27 protein-coding genes, 4 pseudogenes and 1 riboswitch are annotated in these 26,177 nt (G+C 35.9%); of the genes and pseudogenes, 29 read left to right on the top strand and 2 right to left on the bottom strand.

The annotated features are described in order from the left end of the window. Positions 1-102: 102 nt before the first annotated feature. From LC087_RS06680 to lysA, 12 genes and pseudogenes are all read left to right on the top strand, one after another. A complete protein-coding gene (locus LC087_RS06680) occupies positions 103-1,269 on the top strand; it encodes a D-alanyl-D-alanine carboxypeptidase family protein (RefSeq protein WP_226538624.1) in 1,167 nt (388 codons plus the stop codon). 91 nt (positions 1,270-1,360) lie between these two features. Continuing rightward, complete coding sequence (spoIIAA, locus tag LC087_RS06675; RefSeq protein ID WP_226538623.1) at positions 1,361-1,714, top strand: anti-sigma F factor antagonist; 354 nt, start codon at positions 1,361-1,363, stop codon at positions 1,712-1,714. After that, positions 1,711-2,150 (top strand): annotated as a pseudogene (gene spoIIAB, locus LC087_RS06670) (anti-sigma F factor). Before spoIIAA ends, spoIIAB begins: the two are co-directional and overlap by 4 nt. Before the next feature lie 12 nt (positions 2,151-2,162). Next, positions 2,163-2,906: an RNA polymerase sporulation sigma factor SigF gene (gene sigF, locus LC087_RS06665; protein ID WP_226538621.1), complete on the top strand. Its 744-nt coding sequence runs from the start codon at positions 2,163-2,165 to the stop codon at positions 2,904-2,906. A 179-nt stretch (positions 2,907-3,085) separates the two neighbouring features. Continuing rightward, complete coding sequence (locus tag LC087_RS06660) at positions 3,086-3,688, top strand: stage V sporulation protein AA (protein WP_226538620.1); 603 nt, start codon at positions 3,086-3,088, stop codon at positions 3,686-3,688. Then, on the top strand, positions 3,685-4,104 hold the full coding sequence (locus LC087_RS06655; RefSeq protein ID WP_226538619.1) for a stage V sporulation protein AB: 420 nt from the start codon (positions 3,685-3,687) through the stop codon (positions 4,102-4,104). Before LC087_RS06660 ends, LC087_RS06655 begins: the two co-directional genes overlap by 4 nt. Before the next feature lie 24 nt (positions 4,105-4,128). After that, positions 4,129-4,590, top strand: coding sequence for a stage V sporulation protein AC (gene spoVAC / locus LC087_RS06650; protein WP_226538618.1), 462 nt, complete (start codon positions 4,129-4,131; stop codon positions 4,588-4,590). Between the two features lie 13 nt (positions 4,591-4,603). Then, entirely contained in the window at positions 4,604-5,611 is a 1,008-nt protein-coding gene (gene spoVAD, locus LC087_RS06645; RefSeq protein WP_226538617.1) for a stage V sporulation protein AD, read from the top strand. 12 nt (positions 5,612-5,623) lie between these two features. Then, positions 5,624-5,975: pseudogene (spoVAE, locus tag LC087_RS06640) on the top strand (stage V sporulation protein AE). Between the two features lie 12 nt (positions 5,976-5,987). Continuing rightward, positions 5,988-6,572, top strand: coding sequence for a stage V sporulation protein SpoVABEA (locus tag LC087_RS06635; RefSeq protein WP_306020406.1), 585 nt, complete (start codon positions 5,988-5,990; stop codon positions 6,570-6,572). Further along, positions 6,547-8,025 (top strand): spore germination protein, encoded by a 1,479-nt coding sequence (locus tag LC087_RS06630; protein WP_226538614.1) that lies wholly within the window; start codon positions 6,547-6,549, stop codon positions 8,023-8,025. The genes LC087_RS06635 and LC087_RS06630 overlap by 26 nt, the downstream gene beginning before the upstream one ends. 128 nt (positions 8,026-8,153) lie before the next feature. After that, a pseudogene (lysA, locus tag LC087_RS06625) lies at positions 8,154-9,484 on the top strand (diaminopimelate decarboxylase). A gap of 35 nt (positions 9,485-9,519) precedes the next feature. Here the strand turns inward: lysA and LC087_RS06620 are convergent. Next, positions 9,520-10,404, bottom strand: coding sequence for a DUF1002 domain-containing protein (locus tag LC087_RS06620; RefSeq protein WP_226538612.1), 885 nt, complete (start codon positions 10,402-10,404; stop codon positions 9,520-9,522). Positions 10,405-10,601: 197 nt separating this feature from the next. On the opposite strand from LC087_RS06620, the gene LC087_RS06615 reads away from it, so the two are divergent. The 7 genes from LC087_RS06615 to LC087_RS06585 all read left to right on the top strand — a co-directional run bounded on the left by LC087_RS06615 (position 10,602) and on the right by LC087_RS06585 (position 16,380). After that, on the top strand, positions 10,602-11,327 hold the full coding sequence (locus LC087_RS06615; RefSeq protein WP_226538611.1) for a 4'-phosphopantetheinyl transferase family protein: 726 nt from the start codon (positions 10,602-10,604) through the stop codon (positions 11,325-11,327). 93 nt (positions 11,328-11,420) lie between these two features. Next, positions 11,421-11,855, top strand: coding sequence for a peptidylprolyl isomerase (locus tag LC087_RS06610; RefSeq protein WP_226538610.1), 435 nt, complete (start codon positions 11,421-11,423; stop codon positions 11,853-11,855). A gap of 176 nt (positions 11,856-12,031) precedes the next feature. Then, positions 12,032-12,162, top strand: a riboswitch (FMN riboswitch). A 236-nt stretch (positions 12,163-12,398) separates the two neighbouring features. Then, complete coding sequence (gene ribD / locus LC087_RS06605; RefSeq protein WP_226538609.1) at positions 12,399-13,472, top strand: bifunctional diaminohydroxyphosphoribosylaminopyrimidine deaminase/5-amino-6-(5-phosphoribosylamino)uracil reductase RibD; 1,074 nt, start codon at positions 12,399-12,401, stop codon at positions 13,470-13,472. Positions 13,473-13,484: 12 nt separating this feature from the next. Further along, positions 13,485-14,129, top strand: a complete 645-nt coding sequence (gene ribE, locus LC087_RS06600) for a riboflavin synthase (RefSeq protein WP_226538608.1) — start codon at positions 13,485-13,487, stop codon at positions 14,127-14,129. A gap of 10 nt (positions 14,130-14,139) precedes the next feature. Continuing rightward, entirely contained in the window at positions 14,140-15,333 is a 1,194-nt protein-coding gene (locus LC087_RS06595) for a bifunctional 3,4-dihydroxy-2-butanone-4-phosphate synthase/GTP cyclohydrolase II (RefSeq protein ID WP_226538607.1), read from the top strand. A gap of 22 nt (positions 15,334-15,355) precedes the next feature. Further along, complete coding sequence (gene ribH / locus LC087_RS06590) at positions 15,356-15,820, top strand: 6,7-dimethyl-8-ribityllumazine synthase (RefSeq protein ID WP_226538606.1); 465 nt, start codon at positions 15,356-15,358, stop codon at positions 15,818-15,820. Between the two features lie 185 nt (positions 15,821-16,005). Then, the gene (locus tag LC087_RS06585; RefSeq protein ID WP_226538605.1) at positions 16,006-16,380 is read left to right on the top strand and encodes a GNAT family N-acetyltransferase; all 375 of its coding nucleotides are present in this window, start codon (positions 16,006-16,008) and stop codon (positions 16,378-16,380) included. A 5-nt stretch (positions 16,381-16,385) separates the two neighbouring features. Here the strand turns inward: LC087_RS06585 and LC087_RS06580 are convergent, their stop codons facing one another. Then, positions 16,386-16,907: a DUF309 domain-containing protein gene (locus LC087_RS06580; RefSeq protein WP_226538604.1), complete on the bottom strand. Its 522-nt coding sequence runs from the start codon at positions 16,905-16,907 to the stop codon at positions 16,386-16,388. 302 nt (positions 16,908-17,209) lie between these two features. Between LC087_RS06580 and LC087_RS06575 the strand changes: the two genes are divergently transcribed. From LC087_RS06575 to resB, 10 genes and pseudogenes are all read left to right on the top strand, one after another. Continuing rightward, entirely contained in the window at positions 17,210-17,962 is a 753-nt protein-coding gene (locus LC087_RS06575) for a segregation/condensation protein A (protein ID WP_226538603.1), read from the top strand. Next, positions 17,955-18,530, top strand: coding sequence for an SMC-Scp complex subunit ScpB (gene scpB / locus LC087_RS06570; RefSeq protein ID WP_306020396.1), 576 nt, complete (start codon positions 17,955-17,957; stop codon positions 18,528-18,530). The genes LC087_RS06575 and scpB overlap by 8 nt, the downstream gene beginning before the upstream one ends. 437 nt (positions 18,531-18,967) lie before the next feature. Further along, complete coding sequence (locus LC087_RS06565) at positions 18,968-19,369, top strand: hypothetical protein (protein ID WP_226538601.1); 402 nt, start codon at positions 18,968-18,970, stop codon at positions 19,367-19,369. Positions 19,370-19,408: 39 nt separating this feature from the next. Then, the gene (locus LC087_RS06560) at positions 19,409-19,894 is read left to right on the top strand and encodes a DUF3907 family protein (protein WP_226538600.1); all 486 of its coding nucleotides are present in this window, start codon (positions 19,409-19,411) and stop codon (positions 19,892-19,894) included. A 778-nt stretch (positions 19,895-20,672) separates the two neighbouring features. Beyond that, the gene (locus tag LC087_RS06555; protein ID WP_371932656.1) at positions 20,673-21,704 is read left to right on the top strand and encodes a D-alanyl-D-alanine carboxypeptidase family protein; all 1,032 of its coding nucleotides are present in this window, start codon (positions 20,673-20,675) and stop codon (positions 21,702-21,704) included. Further along, positions 21,697-22,290 (top strand): nucleoside recognition domain-containing protein, encoded by a 594-nt coding sequence (locus LC087_RS06550; RefSeq protein ID WP_226538599.1) that lies wholly within the window; start codon positions 21,697-21,699, stop codon positions 22,288-22,290. The genes LC087_RS06555 and LC087_RS06550 overlap by 8 nt, the downstream gene beginning before the upstream one ends. Before the next feature lie 49 nt (positions 22,291-22,339). Further along, positions 22,340-22,822: a spore maturation protein gene (locus LC087_RS06545; protein WP_264189780.1), complete on the top strand. Its 483-nt coding sequence runs from the start codon at positions 22,340-22,342 to the stop codon at positions 22,820-22,822. A 318-nt stretch (positions 22,823-23,140) separates the two neighbouring features. Beyond that, positions 23,141-23,875 (top strand): pseudouridine synthase, encoded by a 735-nt coding sequence (locus LC087_RS06540; RefSeq protein ID WP_226538597.1) that lies wholly within the window; start codon positions 23,141-23,143, stop codon positions 23,873-23,875. A gap of 99 nt (positions 23,876-23,974) precedes the next feature. Continuing rightward, positions 23,975-24,496, top strand: a complete 522-nt coding sequence (resA, locus tag LC087_RS06535) for a thiol-disulfide oxidoreductase ResA (RefSeq protein WP_226538596.1) — start codon at positions 23,975-23,977, stop codon at positions 24,494-24,496. Between the two features lie 51 nt (positions 24,497-24,547). After that, positions 24,548-26,169: pseudogene (gene resB, locus LC087_RS06530) on the top strand (cytochrome c biogenesis protein ResB). The last annotated feature ends 8 nt before the right edge of the window (positions 26,170-26,177 follow it).

Below are 26,177 nucleotides of genomic sequence, written 5' to 3'. Positions count from 1 at the left end.
AAGTACGTACACTGTGGCGTTCAAAGCTTCACCGCCTCGTTTTTCACTGTCCTTTTTTCCTCTTTTTTTGAACACGTATTTTAAAAGTGAAGGGGTGTGGAGATGAAAAGAATCATAGTAGCAATCTTTGCTTTTATGATGATCGTTGCTCCTTGTTCTACGATATTAGCGAACGAGGAAAAAAGTAAAAGTGAATTAGCAGAGAAATCAAAGTCGGCAATTTTAATTGAACGCGATACAGGTCATATCTTATATCAAAAAAATTCAGAAGAGCCATTGCCTCCAGCTAGCATGACAAAAATCATGACTATGCTTTTAATTATGGAAGCTTTAGAAGATGGGAAGCTTCAACTAGATGAAAAGGTACGTGCAAGTGAATATGCGGCATCCATGGGCGGTTCCCAAATTTTTTTAGAAGCTGGTGAAGAAATGACTGTTGAAGAGCTTTTAAAAGGGATTGCAATTGGTTCTGGAAATGACGCTTCTGTTGCAATGGCTGAAAGACTTGCGGGTTCTGAAGAAGAATTTGTTGAACAAATGAATGAACGTGCTAATGAATTAGGGTTAACGAACACTCATTTCGAAAATCCAACTGGATTGCCTGAAAAAGAACATTATAGTACGGCTAAAGATATGGCTATGCTAGCAAAAGAATTATTAAAGTATGAAGATATTACTAAGTTTACAGGAAAATACGAAGATTATTTAAGGGAAGATACAGAGAAAAAGTTTTGGTTAGTGAATACAAATCGGTTAGTGAAGTTTTATCCAGGTGTAGATGGGATAAAAACTGGTTATACAAGTGAAGCCAAGTATTGTTTAACAGCTACAGCTAAAAAAGGAAATATGCGAGTAGTGGCTGTTGTGTTTGGAGCTCCAACACCGAAGGAGAGAAATGCTCAAGTAACGAAAATGTTAGACTATGCATTTAATCAGTATGAAACTCATCCAATTTTTGATCGATCTGAAAAAGTATCGGAAGTGAATATTGCGAAAGGACAAGAGCCAAAGTCTACTTTAGTCACATCAGAACCGATTTCCATATTGACGAAAAAAGGAGAAGGAGTATACGACATCAAGCAGGAAGTCACATTTAAAGAAGACGTTGTTGCACCAGTGGAAAAAGGGGATGAATTAGGGTTATTAACGTTAAAAAAAGGTGAAGAAACAATGGTGGAGAGCAAGCTTGTAGCTGAAGAAAAAAATGAAATTGCTACTTGGTGGACATTGTTTAAGCGTGTGATGGGTAATTTCACGAAATCAATCTGAATGTGAAATTTTTTAACTATTTTTGTCGTATAGAAGGAATGACGACCCGCTTTCTAGAAAGGTTCTATATCCTTTTAGAGGAGGAATGAAAGTGAGCCTTTCTATCGAGTTAGAGGTTAAAAAAAGGGTTTTATGTATACGTCTTTCAGGTGAATTAGATCATCATTCGTCTGAAGAACTTCGTAAACAAGTGAGCAATGCGATGGTTTCCACGAAGGTAGAACACATTTTATTAAACTTAAAAGAATTAACCTTTATGGACAGCTCTGGGTTAGGGGTCATTTTGGGACGATACAAAGAGATAAAGGAAACAGGCGGAGAAATGGTGGTATGCTCAATTACCCCTCCCATTGAACGATTGTTTAACTTATCAGGTTTATTTAAGATTGTCAATTTGGAGAGTTCTGAAGATGCTGCACTTGAAGCATTGGGGGTGGCTTCATGAAAAATAAGATGGAACTTCAATTTTCTAGCATGAGCCAAAATGAGTCTTTTGCAAGAGTGACGGTTGCTTTGCCTTTGTTGCCCAATTAGACCCAACAATGGATGAATTAACAGAGATTAAAACCGTTGTTTCTGAAGCAGTCACAAATGCGATTATTCATGGGTACGATAACGACCCAACCGGATACGTGTACATTGCATGTGAAATTCATGATGAAGTGATCTATTTGACGGTGAAAGATAAAGGAACAGGAATTAATAATATTGAACAAGCAAGGCAACCTTTGTTTACAACAAAACCAGAGTTAGAAAGGTCAGGAATGGGATTTACCATTATGGAAAACTTTATGGATGAAGTCAGTATTGAAAGTAATCAGGAAGGGACAACTGTTCGATTGACGAAACATTTAATGAAAAGCAAAGCATTAGCAAATTAAGGGAGTCTTGCTATGGATGTGGAGGTTAAAAGTCAATTACAGGATCATGAAGTCAAGGAGTTAATTAAACAAAGTCAACAAGGAGATCAAAAAGCAAGAGATTTAATTGTTGAGAGAAATATGAGACTTGTTTGGTCTGTTGTACAACGATTTATAAATCGAGGATATGAGCCAGATGATTTATTTCAAATTGGTTGTATAGGTTTGTTGAAATCCGTTGATAAGTTTGATCTCTCATTTGATGTGAAATTTTCTACTTATGCTGTCCCTATGATTATTGGGGAAATACAACGATTCATTCGAGATGATGGAACGATAAAGGTAAGTCGTTCTCTTAAAGAGTTAGGAAATAAAATAAGAAGGACGAAAGAGCATCTTACTAAAACAGAAGGAAAAGTCCCCACTGTTCAACAGATTGCAGACCTTCTAGAAATTCCACCAGAGGATGTAATTTTAGCACAAGAAGCAGTTCGAGCACCATCCTCTATTCATGAAACAGTGTTTGAAAATGATGGTGACCCTATTACATTACTAGACCAGATTGCCGATCAGTCAGAAAAGAAATGGTTTGATCACATTGCTCTCAAAGAAGCGATGAAGGATTTAGACGATCGGGAAAGGTTAATTGTTTACTTACGGTATTATAAAGATAAAACGCAGTCTGAGGTTGCAGAAAGGCTTGGAATTTCACAAGTACAGGTGTCAAGGCTTGAAAAGAAAATACTAAAACAAATGAAAGACCGTATGGATGTTTAATTCTATACGGTTTTTTTATGTTTAAACTAGAATGGTGAATGTAAGGATTGGTAATTTATGCACAATCCTTTTTTGCTGTATGTAGAAATAATCTCCAACCATACTATACGTAAGGTTTCAAAACTAAAACAAAAAAGATGTGATGGAGTGCTTGATATCATAAGAGGGTGCTGATCAACATGAAGGACACGGTTTTTATCAGACCAAAATATAAAATAGAAGTAGCTCCTGAATCAACTATAGCCATTGGGGATATTGCGCAAGTTGTAGGTAGTGAAAAGTTGGTGGCAAAATTAGCGAATTTGCATATTTACCAAGTGACAATGAAAGATCAAACCATTGTCGTCCTTGACGTTATGAAGGTTATTAATCAGATTGTTAAACAAATACCTGATATTGATATACAAGTAGTGGGTTCTACGCAAACAATCATTCAAGTTATTTATCCAAAGAAAAAACTGTCATCTTTAACATTTTCGCTAATATGGCTACTACTATTCATTGGGGCAGGCCTTGCCATTATGAACTTTCATGAAGACGTCAGTATGCAAGAAATGCACCAACGTTTATTTACAATTCTCACTGGAAAAACCGTTGAGAATCCATTATTCATACAAGTGCCATACTCATTTGGATTAGGAATTGGAATGGTCTTGTTTTTTAATCATGTTTTTAAGAAGCGGATTAATGAGGAACCGAGTCCTTTGGATGTGGAAATATTTAACTATCAACTAGATTTAGATCAATATGTTATCCACCATGAAGATAAGGACAGACCATGACGCTTAAAGCTATTTTTACTGTCTTTATCGGTTTCTCAGGTGGGTTTGCTGTTGGAGGTGGCTTCGTCGCTTTTTTAACAGTGCTAGGAGTTATACCTCGTTTAACTCAGCTTTCGAAAACCCAGAGGTATATCCGCTACTATGAATGGGCAGTAATTATTGGGGCTGTAGTCGCAGGTTGGCTAAGTTTAACGAATCCTCGTTTTTCACTTTCTCCGGTTTGGTTAATTCCGATTGGGTTATTAGACGGGATATTTATCGGTATGCTGGCTGCAGCTTTGACAGAAGTTTTGAATGTGCTCCCTGTTTTGTCAAAAAGGATCGGTGCATCAGAATCATTAATTTCACTTCTAACGGCCATTGTTTTAGGTAAGGTGTTAGGTTCACTGTTTCATTGGTTATGGTTTGCTTTTTAGAGGTTGATATAAAGGAGAATTAAAATGGTTGAAAAAAAAATAAAAGATGACTATAAAGAAAATGTAAAAAAATATCATCCTAAAACCCCTTATTTTTTTAATTGCTTAAAGGCGTTTTTGGTAGGGGGGGTAATTTGTGCATTTGGTCAAGTGATTTCAAATCTGTATGAGAATGTTTTGAATTTATCCGAAGAAACGGCAAGTAGTTCAACAGTTGCTACTTTAATCTTAATTTCCGCTATTTTAACTGGATTAGGGGTTTATGATAAAATTGGTCAATTTGCTGGGGCTGGTTCGGCAATACCCGTCACGGGCTTTGCTAATTCGATGACAAGTGCAGCTCTTGAACATCGTTCTGAAGGACTTGTGTTCGGGGTAGCAACGAATATGTTTAAACTAGCTGGAAGTGTCATTGTTTTTGGGACTGTAGCTGCATATGTGGTAGGAATGATTCGTTTTTTATTACTACAAACTTACACTGGGTGAAAGGGGGAGGGGAATGAGGCTTACAGGTAAACAAACATGGGTTTTTAATAATTCTCTTTACGTTCGTTCAAGTGGAACAGCTGTCGGACCTAAAGAAGCAGAAGGTCCTCTAAAGGATGATTTTGATACTACATTTAACGAGTTACATTGTGGTGAAGACAATTGGGAGCTTGCGGAAAGAAGGTTGTTAGAGAATGCTATACAAACTTGTTTGGAAAAGGCAAGAATAACAAAAGAAGATGTGGATTTGTTTTTAGCTGGTGATTTATTAAATCAGAACATAACAGCCAACTATGTAGCAAGGCATTTAGAAATCCCTTTTTTATGTATGTTTGGTGCTTGTTCAACATCTATGGAAACGATTTCTGTGGGAGCTGCATTGCTGGATAGTGGCTTTGCCAACTATATTTTGGCGGGAACTAGTAGTCATAATGCAACAGCGGAAAGGCAATATCGTAATCCTACTGAATATGGTGGTCAAAAACCAAATACAGCTAATTCTACAGTGACTGGAGCAGGGGCTGTCTTGTTAACGCAAGAGAAAAGTGAGATTAAGGTTACTGCTTCTACAATTGGAAAAGTTACTGATTTAGGAATAAGTAATCCTAATGATATGGGTTCAGCTATGGCTCCTGCGGCAGCATCAACCATCAAACAGCATTTATTGGATTTAGATCGTTCCCCCGATTACTATGATTTGATCGTAACAGGTGACTTGTCATCAGTGGGAAGTCCAATCTTAAAGGATTTATTAAAGGAAGAAGGTATTGATATTTTTGACAACCACCGAGATTGTGGATTAATGATTTATCGTCCTGATCAAAAGGTATTAGCTGGAGGAAGTGGGTGTGGATGTTCAGCCGTTGTGACTTTTGGTCATCTTTTTAAACAATTGAAGGAAGGTAAGTTAAAGAGAATTTTCGTTGTAGCCACTGGTGCTCTATTAAGTACAGTAATGACGCAACAAAATGAAACCATCCCAACGATAGCTCACGGTGTGGTGTTTGAATCTTCAAGATAGAGGGGTGATTTGATGGAATATTTTATCGCGTTTGTCGTAGGAGGACTCATCTGTGTAGTCGGTCAACTATTATTGGATATTTTCAAGCTTTCTCCAGCTCATGTTATGAGTTCATTTGTTGTATCGGGAGCTATACTAGACGGATTCGGTATCTATGATAAATTGATTGAATTTGCTGGAGCGGGGGGCGACTGTTCCGATCACAAGCTTCGGTCATTCCTTACTTCACGGAGCGATGAAAGAAGCAGAACAAAATGGATTTATTGGAATAGCCATGGGAATATTTAAATTAACCTCTGCAGGTATTTCATCAGCCATATTGTTTGCTTTTATTATTGCTGTTTTTTTCAAACCTAAAGGATAGAGGTCCATTTTGATGAATACGAGAAGTGTGATATTAGTGACAGATGGAGATGAATATGCTTTGAAAGCCATTGAATATGTTGCAGGAAAAATTGGAGGGAGATGCATCTCTCGATCTCAAGGAAACCCGTCTGTGTTAACAGGTGAAGAACTTGTCTACTATATTCATCAAACTCCACATGATCCTATATTTGTTCTCTTTGATGATTGTGGTTTAAAAGGGGAAGGTAGTGGTGAAAAAGCCCTTAAATATGTAGCAAACCATAAAACAATAGTTGTTTTAGGTGTGATTGTTGTTGCTTCAAAATCGAGAGGGAAAGAGTGGACAAAAGTAGATGTGTGCATTGATAAACATGGGCAATTAACATCATATGGAGTGGATAAAGAAGGTATTCCAGACATAGAAAAGCAAAGAATAACAGGCGACACCGTTTATTGCTTAGATGAAATCGTGGCTCCAGTGAAAGTGGGTATAGGAGATATTGGGAAAATGGGTGGAAAAGATGATGTGAAAAAGGGCTCGCCCATTACAATGAAAGCTGTAGAGCTTATTTTGGAAAGGAGTCAATATCGTGACAGACAATCAAGAAAAAAATAAGTCATCTATTTCACCTCAGTTACCTATAAATGAAAAATTTTTTAAAGAACATGTAGGACTAGGGTTAAGTTTTGATTTAGGCGTGAGAAAGTTTATTGTGCTAAATAAGCATATTCACCTTTATTATATAAATGGACTTTGTGATACTTCGTATATCATCCATTTGTTAGAAGAATTAACAGAACTGAATGACACAGATAATGACCCTTATAAGATAAAGGAACTTGTTGAAAATAGGTTAGTAAACCAGCAAATCAGTTTAATAAAAACCCTTGATGAAGCAGTCGATCAAGTCCTATCGGGTTTAGTAGTCTTTTTTATTGAAGGGCAAGCGATGGGTTTTGTTGTCGATGTAAGGAGTTATCCTGGTAGAAATCCAGAAGAGCCTGATACGGAAAAAGTGGTTCGAGGTTCTAGAGATGGATTTGTTGAAAATATTATCGTAAATACAGGACTCATACGTAGAAGAATTAAAGATGAACGATTAAGAAATGAAATTATAAGAGTGGGAGAACGGTCAAAAACAGATATTTGTATTGCTTATATTGAAGATGTCGCAGATCCTGGTTTAATAAAATTAGTGAAAAATCAACTTGAAAAAATTCAGATAGATGGGCTTACAATGGGAGATAAGACGATTGAAGAATTTATTGTTAGTCAAGGATACAATCCTTTTCCTCTTGTTCGTTATACAGAGAGACCGGATGTAGCATCAAATCACCTATTAGAAGGTCATGTCATTATCATGGTCGATACATCACCGAGTATCATTATGACGCCAACAACTTTTTTTCACCATGTGCAACATGCTGAGGAATATCGACAGGCACCAGCTGTTGGCACCTTTTTGAGATGGGTTCGTTTTATTGGTATTATGTCTTCGATTTTTCTTTTACCTTTATGGTTAATGTTTGTCTTAGAACCATCCTTACTTCCTGAACAAATTGCCTATATTGGACCAACGGATACAAAAAATATTCCTGTTATAGTGCAACTTTTTTTAGCCGATTTTGGTATCGATCTATTAAGGATGGCCTCTATTCATACCCCAACAGCTTTATCAGTAGCGATGGGGTTAATAGCGGCCACTTTAATCGGTCAGATCGCAATTGATGTTGGTTTGTTTGTTCCTGAAGTTATTTTATATGTGGCAGTCGCTTCAATTGGCACCTTTGCTACACCTAGTTATGAGCTAAGTATTGCAAATAAAATGGTCAGACTTCTTCTACTAACATTAGTGGCTATTTTTGGTGTTCCAGGTTTGGTTGCTGGAATGACGTTGTTTGTCTTATTTTTAGCAAATATTCGCTCGTTGAATACCCCTTATTTATGGCCTTTTATCCCTTTTAATCCAAAGGCATTTGTACAAATTATCATTCGAACAAACGTGAGAGGATCGGTTATACGACCTAGTATTGTTCATCCTCAGAATATAAAAAAACAACCATCCTAAAGAGGTTTCCATCGTTCATGACTTGTTGTAGATGATTCATTCCCTATTTGAAGCTCAATCCGTTTTATGATAAAGTATGTTTAATTCATTAAAGGATTAACGGGCGACTGATGAAAGAAGGTTGGATGATGAACTATGTTGGAACAATGAGTCAAAATAAACAAAATCATTTGCAAGTTGGGGGAATCGATTTAATAGACTTGGCAAAATATTATGGAACGCCATTGTATGTGTATGATGTTGAGCTTATTAGGGAAAGAGCAAGGATGTTTAAACACTCCTTTGCTAATCGGAAGCTTAAAGCGCAAGTCGCCTATGCGAGTAAAGCTTTTTCCTCTATTGCGATGCTCCAATTAGTGAAGGAAGAGGGTTTATCTTTAGATGTCGTTTCGGGTGGAGAACTATATACCGCATTAAAAGCGGAATTTCCAGTAGATCGTATTCATTTTCATGGCAACAATAAAAGTGAGGAAGAGTTATTAATGGCGTTAGACGCTTACATTGGTTGCATTGTCGTGGATAATTTTCATGAAATAGACATGCTAAAGCGATTAGTACAAAAGCGCCAGCAACAAGTTTCTATACTCTTACGTGTTACTCCTGGAGTAGCAGCACATACTCATGACTATATTACAACAGGACAAGAAGACTCTAAATTTGGTTTTGATTTAAATAATGGACAAATAGAAAAGGCAATAGAGCTTGTTTTGGAAGAACAATATATTGACCTCTTAGGAATTCATTGTCATATAGGCTCGCAAATTTTTGAAACAACAGGTTTTGTACTTGCCTGCGGAAAAAATTTTCCATAAAATGAAAGAGTGGAAAACTGAGTTTGGATTTATATCGAAAGTAATTAATTTAGGTGGAGGATTTGGAATTAAATATACACAGGAAGATGATCCAATTGAGATGAGCGAGTACGTTAATCGAATTGCTAATGTGGGGTAGAAGAAAAATCAATGGAGATTCAAATCTCTACACCTGAAATTTGGATTGAACCAGGACGCTCCTTAGTAGGCGATGCTGGAACAACTCTATATACTGTTGGATCGGAAAAAGAGGTTCCGGGAGTACGTAAATATATAGCAATAGACGGTGGAATGAGTGACAATTTGCGTCCAGCTCTTTATCGTGCAAAGTATGAAGCAGTAATTGCGAATCGTGTAATGGGAAAGGACAATGATGAACAAGTCATCTCACTTGCAGGGAAGTGCTGTGAAAGTGGGGATATGCTAATTTGGGATATCAACCTTCCCGATGTTACCCAAGGTGATATAATTGCTGTACTTTGTACTGGAGCATACGGCTATTCAATGTCGAACAATTATAATCGACTCCCTCGTCCAGCCGTGGTGTTTGTAGAAAATGGAGAACATCACTCGTCATTAAGCGAGAGACATATGAGGATTTAGTTAAACTTGACTTGCCTCTTTATTCAGAACAAAAAGCGTATTAAACAGAAAAGAGGCCTCATGATAGGCCTCTTTTCTGTTATTCTGTTTGCTCTTCACCGTTAAATACAGAGATGATTGCTTCCCAGATGGCGACAAAAAACTCCTTTACACTTTGAAAGAAGTTCTGTCCCTCTTCAGACTCAATGAAATTAGTGATTTTGTCTTTCACCTTGTCTAATTGGTCAGAGACTAAATCCCAATCAATATTAACATCTTTCATTTTGTTGAAAAGGTCCGTTAATCGATTCATATCTTCTTCAGATAATGTTACATCTAAGTCTTGTGCGGATTGTTCGATTAATTCTCGTAAATCTTGTTCATTTTCTGGCATGCCCTTTTCGGCAATTTGTTCTTTCACCTTGGCGATTAGCGCGGAGGCATTCTCACTTCCTACTTCGTCTGCTAACTTTGCGGTTTCAACAAGCTCTTCATTGGCAATTTGTTTTACATCTTCTGAAATTTCTTCTCCAGTAGTGTGCTCATAAGCTTTAATCAGCCCTGTTAAAGCAGCCGTTCCCGAAACTTCAAAAGGAGCAGTGACATAAACAGAGGCATCTTTAACTCCTGCTGTCATTAAGGCGTTTAAATACATTTCATCCGTTACCCAGTTAATTTTATTTGTTTCTACGGTCAGACCGCTATTTTTCTCTTCAATGGTTATTTTCGATGAGGATAAGGCTCTAGATCCTATTTGTGCTTTTGAAATATAGTTTCCTAAGTATTCATGCTCTTCTTGATTTGTTACAGTAATAAGGTATTCATCCCCTGTGGCATCCATTTCTTTAAGTAGTTCGTCTCTTTGTTCTTTCGTTAAGTCATTTCCTAACGTAATGACGGAATCACCAACCACCGCATCTGCCAAGGTAACGGAAGGAATCAACATAACTGCGGCTAAAATAATAATAGAAATCGATTTTTTCATATACACTCTCCTATGGTTACTAAAAATTTCTTAGTTAATCCACATTATAGTAGTTTTTTTCAAAAAGTAAAGATTCTTTGTGTAAAGAGTTCCTATCTTCAAAGACGTCCAGATTAATATAGATGTTTCAACTTACGTACTTAAAATTGAATTTATATATTGTTTATAATGTAGTGAAATAATGGAGTTGGAAAACGATGAATAGATTAATAATTCAAGCTGTACATATTCATGATGATATTAGATGGGATGAATATAAAAGTTGGGTCTCAATGGTATCAGTGGAAAGGCAAATTGAAATTTCGCGTCTTAGGTTAGATAAGGATCGAATGAGCAAAATGATAAGTGAGATCATGGCGAGAAAATTCATTTCTGAGGAATGTAACGTTTCATATAAATCTATTAGGTTTCATCAAGGATTGTATGGTAAACCTTATGTAAATCTAGAAACCATATTGCATTTTAATTGGTCTCATGCTGGTAATTGGGTCGTATTTATTTTGGATTCACACCCTATAGGAATTGATGTGGAAGCTGTTCGCTCGATAGATGAGATGGAATTAGCAAGACAGTTTTTCGATCAAAAGGAAGTATTTCAGCTTGAAGAAATGGATCAAAAAAATAGAAAAAATCACTTTTTAAAACTTTGGTCATTAAAGGAAAGCTATATGAAGTGGAAAGGAACAGGCATTAATACGCCACTCAATTCTTGTTGTTTTATTAAAGATAATCAAGAAGAAATACAGTTTAGTAATGAAAATGGGGATTGTTGCAATTTTCAAACGGTTCAACTAGATTCGATTCATCATGTAGCAGTTTGTACTTCGGAAAACTATAAGACACCTCCGGTTGTTAAAATTTTTCAATTGAATGAGTTTCTGAATGCTCTCAAATCATTTAAAACCTGTAATGAACTTGTTTAAGAAAACAAGTTTCTTTCACTTTTCTTTCTTTTACTTATATAAAGATGGTATGATGAAAGTGTTTGTATATATCTAATGAAGGAGATGTAATCTATGTCTAAAAAAGGATACATATTGATGGAAAGTGGAGAAAAGATCGAGATTGATTTTTATCCCAATGAAGCACCTAAGACCGTTGCTAATTTTGAGAAGCTAGCAAATGAGGGCTTCTATGATGGGCTTACGTTTCACCGTGTTATTCCAGGTTTCGTAAGTCAAGGTGGAGATCCTAATGGAAACGGAACAGGTGGGCCTGGATATACGATTAAGTGTGAAACAGAAGGAAATCCTCATAAGCACGTTCAAGGATCTTTATCGATGGCGCATGCTGGAAAAGATACAGGAGGAAGTCAATTCTTCATTGTTCATGATCCACAACCTCATTTGAATGGTGTACATACAGTATTTGGTCAAGTGACGTCAGGGATTGATACTGTTTTAAGTATGAAAAATGGAGACGTCATGAAAGAAGTAAGAGTGGCAGAATAAGAGCTGAATAAGCTCTTTTTTTTGTGTAAATGAATACAATCTGCTCTTTAAATGTGATTTCTATAAATCGATTGCCTTTGATTGAGAAGTTATTAAAATGCCCTTAGCTTTTTATCACTTGCTTCCTTTTCTATCCTTGGTTACAATGGAATGGTAGGATAATGAAATATTTATAGTGTTTCCTTCGGGGCAGGGTGAAATTCCCTACCGGCGGTATTGAAGTTTTACTTCTGAGCCCGCGAGCCGAAAGGCAGGATTTGGTGAGATTCCAAAGCCGACAGTATAGTCTGGATGGGAGAAGGATCATTAAAAGGTTGAGTATTGGACTGATTTCATTTTTTTGAAATAGTATCGTCATACTCTTATTTGTACGTGATTTCTTTTAATGATCAAGAAAACCAACCCCTTAGGTGTCTTAAGGGGTTTTTGTATTTTAAAAAATTAGTCACGCCACTTTAGTTGGTGATTCTAACTATGCGTATGGCTGACAGGCGTTCTGAACTTTTTTCGAAAGCGGATTCACATGCAGAGAGGAGGATATCGATGGATGAGAGGTTTATGAAATTTGCACTTGAAATTGCTGAGCAAGGAAGAGGACAAACGGGTCTTAATCCTCTAGTAGGAGCCGTGGTGGTTAAGGATCATAAAATAGTAGGATTTGGAGCTCACCTCTTATTTGGTGAAGCGCATGCGGAAGTTCATGCACTGAAAATGGCGGGGGAAAAAGCAAACGGTGCGACGTTGTATGTAACGTTAGAACCGTGTAACCATTACGGAAAGACTCCTCCTTGTTGCTTGGCTATTGTAGAAAGCAAGATTAAAAGAGTGGTAGTAGCGATGCTTGACCCAAACCCCATTGTTTGCGGTAAAGGAGTAAACATATTAAGGGAGAATGGTATTGATGTAAGGACGAATGTATTAGAAGAAGAAGCTTTGAAATTAAATAAACATTACGTTTATTTTAATCAAAATAAAAGGCCCTTCATTACGCTTAAATATGCTTCAACACTAGATGGAAAAATTGCAACAAGACTTGGAGATAGTAAATGGATTACTGGTAAGGAAGCAAGGTTAGATAGCCATTCTTATCGCGCTAATCATCAAGCCATTATGGTTGGGATAGGAACTGTCCTTCAAGATGATCCATTATTAACATGTAGGGAAATTGAAAGTAAAGGAAACCCGATACGAATGATTGTGGATCGTCATTTGCGAGTGCCTTTGGATGCCCAAATTATTACCAATAAGGATGCTAAGACGTGGATTTTAACGACAGATCATGTCAATCAAGAGAAGGTGAAAGAACTTGAAAAACAAGGTGTTGCTGTGCATCAATTGAAGAAAATAGACGGAGAAGGTATCCTGAAGTATTTAGCAGAAATGAAGATCATGTCAGTCTTTGTTGAAGGGGGCTCTTCCTTACTCACTATTTTTTATGATCAAGGTCTCTTTAACGAATTAGTTGTCTATTTGGCTCCTAAAGTCATTGGAGGGTCTGATTCCTTATCGGCTATACAAGGAAAAGGAATTGACAAGATTAAAGACGCCAAGTCATTAAGATTGGTCCAGTCTACGATTATTGGCGAAGATTTAAAGCTTGTATTAACTCCTAAATAGAGGTGGATTCGGATGTTTACAGGTATCATTGAGGAAATTGGAACTGTTCAATCAATAAAAGAGCAACGAAACGCTGCTCAAATGGAAATCAAGGCAAAACGAATTTTGGAAGATGTTCAAGTGGGTGACAGTATTGCGGTCAATGGGATATGTTTAACGGTAACAAATTTTGAACAAGAAAAATTCTCCGTTGATGTAATGCCAGAGACGATAAAAGTGACAAATTTAATCGATTTAAAGGTAGGTTCAACAGTCAACCTGGAACGTTCCATGTCGGCTAATGGCCGATTTGGTGGTCACTTTGTCAGTGGTCACATTGATGGAGTAGGTCAAATTATAGAAAGACGTCCAGAAAGTAATGCGATATATTATCGAGTCAAGGTGAATCCTTCTTTAAGCAATCTTATGATCGAAAAAGGTTCAATAGCAGTCGATGGTACGAGTTTAACGATTTTCGACGTAGAAAAAGATTCTTTTCTAGTCTCAATTATCCCTCACACAGCGTCGGAAACGATCATTGGACAGAAAAGAGAAGGAGATCGTGTCAACATTGAATGTGATATGCTGGCGAAATATGTTCATCGTTTTACAGAACAACATGGGGAAAAAGGGATGACATTTGATTGGTTAAATCAACAAGGAATTTTAAATAAATGAGGTGTGGTAAATGTTTCACTCAATTGAAGATGCTTTAGTTGATTTGAAGAATGGAAAAGTTGTTATTGTGGTAGATGATGAAGACCGTGAAAACGAAGGGGATTTTATCGGTTTAGCTGAACATGCGACGCCTGAAATGATAAATTTTATGGCAACTCACGGTCGAGGACTGATCTGTACACCAATTACGCAGGAACATGCTGAAAAGCTTCAACTTACTTCAATGGTTGACCATAATACAGATCCTCATGGAACGGCATTTACCGTGAGTATTGATTATAAAACGACGACAACAGGAATTAGTGCATACGAACGTTCAGAGACCATTTTAGCTTTGTTGAATAATCAAAACAAAGCAGCGGATTTTAAAAGACCAGGTCATGTGTTTCCATTAATAGCGAAAAAAGGTGGAGTTCTTAGAAGAGCTGGTCATACTGAGGCGGCTATTGATCTCGCTAAACTTAGTGGGTCCTTTTCTTGTGGGGTTATATGTGAAATTATGAATGAGGATGGAACCATGGCGAGAGTCATGCAACTAAAAGAGATCGCTGATAAATTTAATTTAAAAATGATCACAATTAAAGATCTCATTCACTATCGAAATAAGATTGATAAGCTTGTAAAAAAAGAGATTGAAATCGATCTTCCAACTGAATATGGACAATTTAAAATGGTTGGTTATACAAATGTTGTAGATGATAAGGAACATATTGCGTTAGTGAAAGGGAAAATCATTCCTGATGAACCTACGTTGGTTCGAGTCCATTCTGAATGTTTAACAGGAGATGTTTTTGGTTCACACCGTTGTGATTGTGGACCTCAGCTTCATTCAGCCCTAAAGCAAATTCAAGAAGCAAAGCGGGGCATTTTGCTTTATATGAGGCAAGAGGGACGCGGAATTGGATTAATCAATAAGATGAAAGCCTATAAACTTCAAGAACAAGGATTAGATACAGTTGAGGCGAATGAAAAATTAGGTTTTAAACCAGACTTAAGAGACTATGGGATAGGTGCACAAATATTAAAGGATCTTGGTGTGACAAATATAAGGCTATTAACCAATAATCCTAGAAAAATCACAGGCCTTGAAGGATATGGGTTAAAAGTGGTTGATCGGATTCCGATTGAAATGGCAATAAAAACGGAAAATCATCATTATATGAAAACAAAACAAACAAAATTAGGACATTTACTGCATTTATAAAAACAATTTTGGGGGAATAGAAATGAATACGTTTGAAGGAAATTTAGTAGGAGCAGGACTTAAAATAGGGATTGTTACTTCAAGGTTTAATGATTTTATTACGAATAGTTTGCTAAACGGAGCGAAAGATGCTTTGAAAAGACATGGAGTTGAAAAGGATCATATCGATATTGCTTGGGTACCAGGAGCATTTGAGTTACCGCTAGTCGCCAAGAAAATGGCTCATTCTAAAAGGTACGATGCTATTATTACGCTAGGCTGTGTCATTAGAGGGGCAACTAGTCACTATGACTATGTATGTAATGAAGCAGCAAAAGGGATCACAAATGCTTCTTTGACATCAGAAGTTCCTGTCATTTTTGGAGTAGTGACAACAGAAAATATTGAACAAGCGATCGAACGAGCTGGGACAAAAGCAGGGAATAAAGGATGGGAGGCAGCGATATCTGCCATTGAAATGGCGAATTTAATGAAATCCTTCAATTAATTGATGTATATAGTTTAAAAAATGATCAAATCTGTATATAATGTATATAATGTTTATTGTAGAGGATTGAAATGTTCATCTTAGCTTACCGTGTGTAAGCTAAGTGTGTTTTACTATTAAATTAATTAAAGATAGAAAACAACATTCAAAAAGTTAAGGTGTTGTTTTCATAACGAGGGGTCATTATGTTAATTCGTTATAAAAAAAGCTTTGAAAAAATAGCCATGGGTCTTTTATCCTTTATGCCTGCTGAGAAGGACTTGAAAACTTTGAAACAAACAATGGACACCTATGAGTCGGATCAAGACTGGAATCTTTTTCTTTGGAAGGAGGAAGAAGATTTTATAGGTGTGGTCGGAGTTGTGACTGTTGATGAGAGTACTTTACAAGTACAGCATATTTGTGTAAATCCTTCTCATAGGTTTCAAGGGAAAGGAAAAGAAATGGTTTGTGCTCTGAAATCTATGTTTAAATCTAAGGAGATTATTCCGAATGATTCAACAGAGGCATTTTTTCGAAAGTGTGAAGTAAAGTCTTCAGATGAAGAAGCAGAACATTAAAATATTTAAGTTCTGTCTCTTCTTTTTTTTAGCGCAAGTTCCCTTTCTGCAATGACATCGGACCGATCTCGTAAAGTATGTCTATGAATAACTTCTAGATCATTTAAATCACTGTCTATCCCCCAAACTAACCCCATTTCATTTGCGTGTTCTTTTGCTTCCGCTTTCAAACTATGGTCTTTAATCGGGATATCAAAACGTTTATACATCTTTCTTTGTTCAACATCATGTATTCTCGTAACAATACTAGATAATAAGTTAGATGAATCTACGCCTAGCTTCTCAACTGTACCAAGGTTATTTTTGAAAATATGATAACAGCTTTTCATCATTCTTTCTGAGCCTGAAAAGTTATTTCTTCTTTGATGATACAATCCAACTGCAAGCTGAATAAACCCTACCCAAAAATGGTCACGTTCACTGCTGTTTTTTTCTTTCCAATATTCTTCTAAGATTTCATGACATTCAAAATAATCACGTTTGGCATGAAATTGAACTAAATATTCAATAAATGCTTTTGGATACAATTAGAACACCTCATTTAAAGAATTAATATTTAAACTAGTTTAACATATTCTTTTTACACGTTAAAAAGAATGAAATTTAAGGTCGCTTGAATAAAACTTGTCTTTACTAGCAACTAGAAAAGGTCAGTGGTAGAATTGGGTAGTTGAATTGCATATAGTAGGCAATTTTACATTGTGAATGACTATTGTCCTATTTATTCAAATGTACTATCATTTAATGATGTTAATAGCAATCGTTTTTAGGCTGAACTACAAAGGTCTTTAAAAAAATGATAGCAACTAAAAAAAGTTGGTGTGAATAATTGGAATACAAAGTGAAAATAGATGCCTTTGAAGGGCCTTTAGATTTATTGTTACATCTTATTAATCGGTTTGAGATTGATATTTATGATATTCCTGTTGCAAAAATTACAGATCAGTATTTAATGTATATACATACGATGAAGGAGTTACAGTTAGACGTTGCTTCAGAATACTTAGTAATGGCAGCTACCTTATTGTCTATTAAAAGCAAAATGCTCGTTCCTAGACAGGAAGAGCAGCTTTTAGAAGAAGACGAACTTCTATACGAGGAAGACCCTCGTCAAGAACTAGTGGAAAGGTTATTGGAATATCGGCAATATAAACAAGTGGCTGAGGAGTTAAAAATAAAAGAAGACGAACAGGCAGAAGTTTTTGTTAAGGCTCCTAGTGATTTAAGTGAATATGCGAAAGATATTGAGCAACAAGTTAACCTAGGTGATACAACGATTTATGACATGATAGCCGCTTATCAAAAAGTTTTGCGTAGACAAAGACTACAAAAACCGCTGGAAACCAAAATAACAAGACAAGAAATACCAATCGAACAACGAATGGATGAAATCGTAGAGCAGCTAACAAAACAGAGAGGAGTCAAAAGTTTTCATGAGTTTTTTCCTTATCATCATAAAAGCTTAATAGTGGTTACATTTTTAGCGATGCTCGAACTAATGAAAAAACAATTGATTGTTGTTAAACAGGAAGAAAACCTTTCTGATTTACAAATATCAGGGAGTGAAAAATTGTATGAGTGAGAAAATAATTGAATGGAAAGCCATAGTAGAGGGTTTGCTATATGCTGTTGGCGACGAAGGACTTTCCGTGAAACAACTAACAAAAGTGTTAGAGGTAGATGAAGCGATCGTTTTACAAATCATCGACGACTTAAAGAGCGAATATGAAAGTAAAGAAAGAGGAATACAAATTGTGGAAGTAGCTAGAGCATACCAATTGGTAACAAAAAAAGAGCACGCAATCTATTTGAAAAGGTTGGCTCAAAATCCTACAAATTCTTCACTTTCTCAAGTTGCGTTAGAAACATTAGCTATTATTGCTTATAAACAGCCTATCACCAGAATTGAAACTGAAGAGGTTCGGGGAGTAAAATGCGAACGGCCAATTCAAACGTTGGTGGCAAAAGGGCTAATTAAAGAAGTAGGTCGAGCAGAAGGAGCAGGTCGAGCAATATTATATGGGACAACTAAAGAGTTTTTAGAATACTTTGGCTTAAAAACGATAGAAGAGCTTCCACCACTACCAGAAAATATTTCAGAGGAATTTGTTCAGGAAGAGGCAGATTTATTTTTTGAATCTTTTAAATGAGATTTTCCTTTTGATTAGAATGCTTTTTTGAGAAGATAATTTAATAAGGAAGTTATTAGTTACATCAAATCTTATGTTGAACAAGTTAAAAATGACTCCATTCTCTTATTAAGGGTTGGAGGCTTTTTATTCTTGTTCACAATTTTCTTTTAAGATTTACAATTTACGCTATCTGTTAAAAATGAATTTTGCTTCAAGCTTCTGTACTCGATTATTTGCAGAAACAAAGCCAGTATAAATAAATTTATAATAATAGGTTCTGAAATAAATTCAAAATATTAACAAATTATAAATATAGAAAATTCTTTTTATTTTCATAGTATGATAAAATATAGAGAGTATCAGAAGTAATAAGTAAGATAAATGATTTTCTGTTAATAACATTTTATTCTGCTTATTTGGAAGAAACAATGGAAAGGTAAGGGGTGGGTAAATTGATGTTGATTAAAGAAGTAACTGGAGAAGAGTTACAAAAATCTCAAAAAAATTCACCTGAAGATTCTTTCTCACGTTCAATAGTCCATTATATATGGAACGATAAAGAACTATCACTTTCTGTTTTGTATGTCCGATATTTTGAGGAAAAACTATTAGAGTTTATTCACTTTTCATATCCAGAGCTTAAAGATATAAATCCTCCTTCAATGATTAGTATTACGTTTCTTTTAACTGATCCCCATTGTTTAAACAAGCATCGACTGTATATAAGTACGCTTGAAGAGTTAATCGAACCATATTTAAAACTAAATTCTGAACAAATAAGACAATTGAAGGATGGCTTAATGAGTAGGCAGCCCTTTTTATTAGATGTCAGTTGGTCTAAGCAACCTTATAGCTAAATATATCGTTTGTAAGAAATAAAGACAGGAGTAGATAAGATGGGAAATGTGATGGTAAAAACACAATTAGAACAAGTTGAAAAATTTTTAAAAGAAGTTACTGAGAACTTAAATAACTTTTTAGATGAGCATACTATCGGTCAAATGAAAGAAGAGGATGTAGATCATCGTTATGCCAAGAGTATTTTTAGATCATTAAGAAGATTAACTGTTTATTGTGAAGAAGGATTAGAAGAATGTCAGATTATTTTAAAGAACAGCTCGTTTCGAAAAGCTGCAGCGGAAAAAACGTTGTATGTCATTTATCACCAATGTATTGAAGAATTTTATCAACCTAAAAATGATATATGGTTTGAAGACCCTAGAAGTGCTTACACTGGAAAGAATGCAATTAAATTTAGGGATAAAGCCCCGAATTTAATTGTTAACCTCTTAACCTCCTTAGAAAATGAGTTTCAAACCATTCGTGAGGAATTAGAATATTACGAGACAGATTACCGAACAAAAATTACGCAGTCAAAGTAATTGAAGAACACAGTGATCTTTTGAAAGGATGGAATATGAAAATTCCATCCTTTTTGTCTTTTAAAAAGATGGATTGTGTACCCCTCTCTCTGTCTTATCCCCAATAATTTCATCATATATTTTAATTATTTTCATAGACTTGTACAAATAAGAAAAGCGGAAGAGCCCGTTAAGCGACGCAGGTGCTTCAAACCCCCCGCATGAGATAAAGGAAACACGAAAAGCCGCAGGCTTCGATGTTGACTTATCGTAGGGAGGAGGGTGAAGCAACACAAGTCGCTGGGCGCTGGAGCTAGACAATAAGAAAAGCGGAAGAGCCCGTTAAGCGACGCAAAGTAAAGGAACGTCAACTAAAAACAGTCACGTCCTGTGACTAACGTTGACGCTAGAACCTCCTGTTCATCGCCGCATGAGATAAAGGAAACACGAAAAGCATAATGCGGACGATCTACTAAGTTCAGCCACGTCCTGTGGCTAACGATGATGCTAGCACCTCCTGTGGGTCGAAAGCAACACAAGTCGCTGGGCGCTGGAGCTAGACAATAAGAAAAGCGGAAGAGCCCGTTAAGCGCACAATTGCTAGTATTCATTAGAACGCTGTCCAAACAAGGTCAAGGTATATACAATCCGATATTTTAAAAAGGGACGTGTTGTTTTCATATGATGAAAAGGGTCGATGTAAAATGGTTGATACTATTGACACTACTTATAGTGATCGCTTTTCCTCAGGCAAGTAATGCTGAGGTGAATGTTCAAGCACAGGCAGCTATTGTTATAGATGAAGAGACAGGAAGAATCTTTTTTTGAAAAGAATAGTCACAAGCCAATGAGAATTGCAAGTATAACCAAAATTATGACGGCTATTATAGCCATTGAATCAGGAAAAATGAATGAAGAAGTAAAAATAAGTAAACAAGCGGTGGAAACTGAAGGATCTTCAATTTATTTGCAAGAAGGGGAAAAAATAAAGTTAGAACACTTAGTATATGGGTTAATGCTGAGATCGGGAAATGATGCTGCCGCTGCAATAGCAGAACATGTTGGTGGGAGCTTAGATGGGTTTGCTTATTTAATGAATGAAAAAGCTAACCAAGTTGGTATGTTTAATACACACTTTGCGAATCCGCATGGTTTAGATGATCATGAAAACCATTATTCAACAGCATATGATATGGCGATCCTTACTCAATATGCCATGAAAAATGAACAGTTTGAAAAAGTGTTTAGGACAAAAACATACTCCGCACCAAATCCTACAGAGAAATGGGATCGTACTTGGCGGAATAAAAATAAGCTTTTAACAAGTTTATATGACTATTCAACCGGTGGAAAGACAGGGTATACGAAAAAAGCAAATCGTACACTTGTTTCAACCGCCTCTAAAGATAACTTAGATTTGATAGCGGTGACACTTGATGACCCAGATGATTGGAACGACCACATTAATATGTTTGAGTCAACTTTTGATTTATATAATAAAACAACGATTCAAGAGGAAGGCTTTTTAGCTAATATAGACGATTCATTTTATAAAGATCATTTATTTGTTAATCGAAACATCTCCTATCCTTTAACTGAAGATGAAAAAAAGAATATAAAGGTTAAAATTGATTTAAAAAAGCCAAATAAAAAATGGGAACGTTCGAATGTCCCTTCGATTGTCGGAACTTATTCTGTTTTATTAAATAACGATCTTATCCAGCGAGTCCCTGTTTACTATAATAATGGGGAAACAACTCCCCCTAAAAGAGGTTTTTTTGAATCGTTAAAAAGGTTGTTTGTTATTTTTGTGGGGGTAGGGGATGGTTAATTTAATTTGGGTTTTCTTAACGGTTATAGGACTGGTGTATGCGATGTTACATGGGTCAATGGAAGAGGTTAATAAAGCAGTTTTTAAAGGGGCAGAAGAAGCGGTAACAATTAGTATTGGTTTAATTAGTGTCCTAGTATTTTGGCTAGGTTTAATGAAAATTGCGGAAGAAGCTGGATTATTGAGATTGCTTAGTAATTTATTTAAACCAATTGTCAATAAACTGTTTCCGGATGTTCCTGATCATCACCCAGCTATGGGATATATGCTTTCAAACATGATTGCTAACATGTTTGGTCTTGGAAATGCAGCAACTCCATTAGGAATTAAAGCAATGGAACAGTTAAAATCATTAAATGGAGACAAGGATTCTACTAGTCGATCGATGATTACTTTTTTAGCTATTAATACCTCTAGTTTAACGATTATCCCAACAACTGTTATAGGAATTAGAATGACTTATGAATCTACAGCCCCTACTGAAATTGTTGGTACTACCTTATTAGCAACGATGATTTCTACATTATTTGCTATTTTTATTGATCGTTTCTTCTATTATCGAAGAAAAAGAAGAGGGGTAGAATAAAGTGCAAATTGTAACTATCATCTCGTTATGGTTAATACCCGTCCTAATTATGGTGATCCTTTTGTACGGAACGATAAAAAAAGTCCCCACTTATGAAACCTTTGTGGAGGGTGGAAAAGAAGGGATTCAAATTGCACTCTCATTAATCCCTTATTTAGTAGGAATGCTCGTGTCAATTTCGATATTTAGAGCTTCAGGAGCATTGGATGCCTTTGTCGACTTTTTAAGGCCAGTAATGAATGCAATAGGTGTGCCAGCAGATATTCTCCCACTTGCTTTAATAAGACCGATATCAGGTACAGCTGCTTTAGGGATGACAACCGACCTCATTTCCTCTTATGGTCCTGATTCTTTTATTGGAAGGTTAGCGTCCACAATGCAAGGGAGTACAGACACTACTCTTTACGTATTAACCATTTATTTTGGAGCAGTAGGAATTAAAAGGATGGGAGATGCTCTTAAAGTAGGTTTACTTGCAGATTTAGTTGGGATTATTGCTTCAATTATTATTGTATCTTTGCTATTCGGATAGATTTGTAATATATGTATAACAAGTAGTATTATAAAAGTAAAACCCAAAAATGCTGTTATATCGACATTTTTGGGTTTTTAGTTTGTCCACATATACTATCAACATGGACTTTCTATACAGCTCTTTTTTATTGTATATGGGATATTTTCACCAATTACTTTCTCCTTAATCAGTATTTGTATTACCAATCATTAAAATACTTACTGATCCAAGGCTGAAAAATAAATATGATATAAAATTGTCTTGAGGATCAGCATCTCTTTTTTTACTTGTGAAATGTTTATGAAACGAGTAATATGGTAAGTTGAGGTGAGATGAATGGAACGTTTGCAAAAAGTAATCGCTCACGCTGGAGTTGCTTCTAGACGTAAAGCAGAACAATTAATATTAGAAGGAAAAGTAACAGTAAATGGACAAGTCATTAAAGAACTAGGAACAAAAGTGACAAACAATGATCGAATCGAAGTGGAAGGTGTACCGGTAAATCGAGAAGCGCCGGTGTATTTTTTAATGTATAAACCAAAAAAAGTGATTTCGAGTGCTAAAGATGATAAAGGCCGCAGGACCGTGGTGGACTTTTTTGATCATATAGATAAAAGAATTTATCCAATTGGCAGACTCGATTATGATACATCTGGACTGCTATTATTAACAAACGATGGCGACTTTTCTAATAAATTAATGCACCCTCGTTACGGAATTGAAAAAACCTACATTGCTAAAGTGAAAGGAATTCCAGAACGTGAGAAACTAAAACAATTGGAAAGAGGAGTGCGTCTTGAGGATGGAAAAACAGCTCCTGCAAGAATTAAAATTCAATCAATTGATAAGAAAAAACAAACATGTATTATTGAAATGGTCATAAGAGAAGGGAAGAATCGTCAAGTTCGTCGCATGCTTGATTTTATTGGTCATCCTATCATGAAACTAAAAAGAGAACGGTATGCCTTTCTTACCTTGCAAGGATTAAAACCGGGAGAGATAAGAGAACTCTCTCCACATGAAGTGAAACAGATACGAGCTTTAGCTGAACATGGAAGAAACGCTTTCTAACTGTCACATAAACGTCAAATAACCGGTCGTAAATGTGATATTTATCAATGATATAATGACGTTGAGTAAATCTATGGATTAAAGTAAGAGGGGCTTACGATGAAACGAAAACGATTGATTATTAGGACAGCGATTTTATTACTTTTAATAAGTGCGATTAGCTATACACTTTATATGAATTTTTTTCATTCAAAGGGTAGTGTTGAGATAGGCGATAAGGCACCTTTATTTGTTCTGGAAAATTTACAAGGTGAGGAAGTTTATTTAGAAGATTTACAAGGGAAAGGTGTATTCCTTAACTTTTGGGGAACGTGGTGTGAACCTTGTAAAACGGAAATGCCTTATATGCAAAATCAGTACGAATATTATCAAGGTCAAGGTGTGGAAATTGTTGCAGTAAATATAGCCGAATCAAGAGTGGCTGTTAAAAAATTTGTCGAAGAGTATGGGTTAACATTCCCTGTAGTATTAGATAAAAATAGAGATGTCAGTAGTGCCTACGATGTCGGTAATTTACCGGCTACGTATTTAATTGACTCAGATGGAATCATTGTCGATATTAAGACAGGACAGATGACTGAACGTGATGTTCAACAGTATATGGAGCAGATTAAACCTTAAAGTACGTTTTTATAAAGTAGAATAGGATCTAAAAATTAAGGAGTTATCAACATGAAGCAAGTTAAATGTGAATGTGGACATGTTAATCCTAATGGAACCATTATATGTGAAAATTGTGGTCGAACGATAAATGAAGAAACAGCTAACGAGAAAAAATTGTTAGATATGCGATATGATGGAAGTGCTAGGCGTTCCCAAACGTACAATAAAACGGTGGTAGATAAAGTATGGAACTTCTTCTCATCTGTGAAAGTAGGCGTTTGGATTATTATCATCACGTTAATTGCTTCAGCTGTTGGAACAATCTTTCCACAAGAAATGTACATTCCACCATCCGTTCCTGCTGAACAGTTTTATCAAGATGAATACGGTTCTTTTGGGAAATTGTACTACCAACTAGGTTTTCATAACTTATACGGTTCTTGGTGGTATATGCTTCTAATTGCTGCACTAGGAGCTCTTTAGTGATCTGCAGTATTGATCGAGTAGTACCCTTATATCGTGCTTTGAAAAAACAAGGCATTAAACGCCAGCTTACTTTTATGAAAAGGCAGCGTTTATACAGTGAATCAAACCATGTTTCTAATAAAGATATTTTGCAATTTAAAGAGAGACTTCAAAAAAGACACTATAAAGTTCGCGAAGATCAAGGACATATTTTAGCTGAGAAAAATCGTTTTTCCAGATGGGGTCCTTATGTTAATCATATCGGTCTAATTATCTTTCTAATTGGGGCTATGCTCCGCTTTGTTCCTGGAATGTATGTTGATGAAGTATTATGGTTAAGAGAAGGAGAAACAGAAAAGATCCCTGAAACAAACGGGGAGTATTATTTAAAAAATGAAAAATTCATTCTAGAAGTGTATGAACAATCCTCTGAAGATGAAGTCTTTAAAGAGGCAATTATGAGAGTAGGTGACGGTTCGGTAGTCAAAAACTATCAAACGAATGTCACTCTTTATAAAAAAGATCAAGATGGGTTGATAGGAGAGGAATCGAATTTAAACGAAGTGAAAAGTGGGGAAATACGCGTCAACGAACCTTTTAAATTCAACCAATTTGCTCTTTATCAAACGTCCTATCGATTAAATGATATGACAGAAATGAAGTTTCAGTTAGTCAATCAAGAAACCGATGAAATGATTGGTGATATTTCGATTGACCTACTTGAGCCTGAAGAAGAATATGATTTAGGCAATGGGTACGTTGTAGAACTTGCAAGTTATTTACCAGATTTTTATTTTGATAGTAATGGAGAACCAGCTACAAAATCACCGAATCCAAATAACCCTGCTTTTGTATTTAAAGTCTTTTCGCCAGAGAACCAAAAAGGTGAAACGAGCTTTGTGGCGATCCAAAATACGATTGGTGATGAAGAAAATACCTATAAAATGAAATTTGCTGGTGTTGAAACAGTCAATTTTACCGCCTTGACGGTCCGTAAAGATTTAACGTTATGGATTCTTGCGATCGGTGGAGCCATCTTTATGATTGGTGTCATCCAAGGGATGTATTGGACTCATCGTCGTATTTGGCTTAAAGTTGAAGATGATGCTGTTTATTTAGCCGGGCATACAAATAAAAATTGGTACGGATTACGGAATGAAGTTGGGATAATGGTTGAAGGTTTACCGTTAAATGAACTCATTGATCAAAAACAGTTAGAGGAATAGGAGGGATA

This window comes from Bacillus carboniphilus, assembly GCF_020524035.2.
Lineage (GTDB): Bacteria > Bacillota > Bacilli > Bacillales > JAIVKR01 > Bacillus_CC.
Note: the sequence above shows the minus strand (reverse complement) of the source record. Positions and strands in the feature narration are given on the sequence as shown.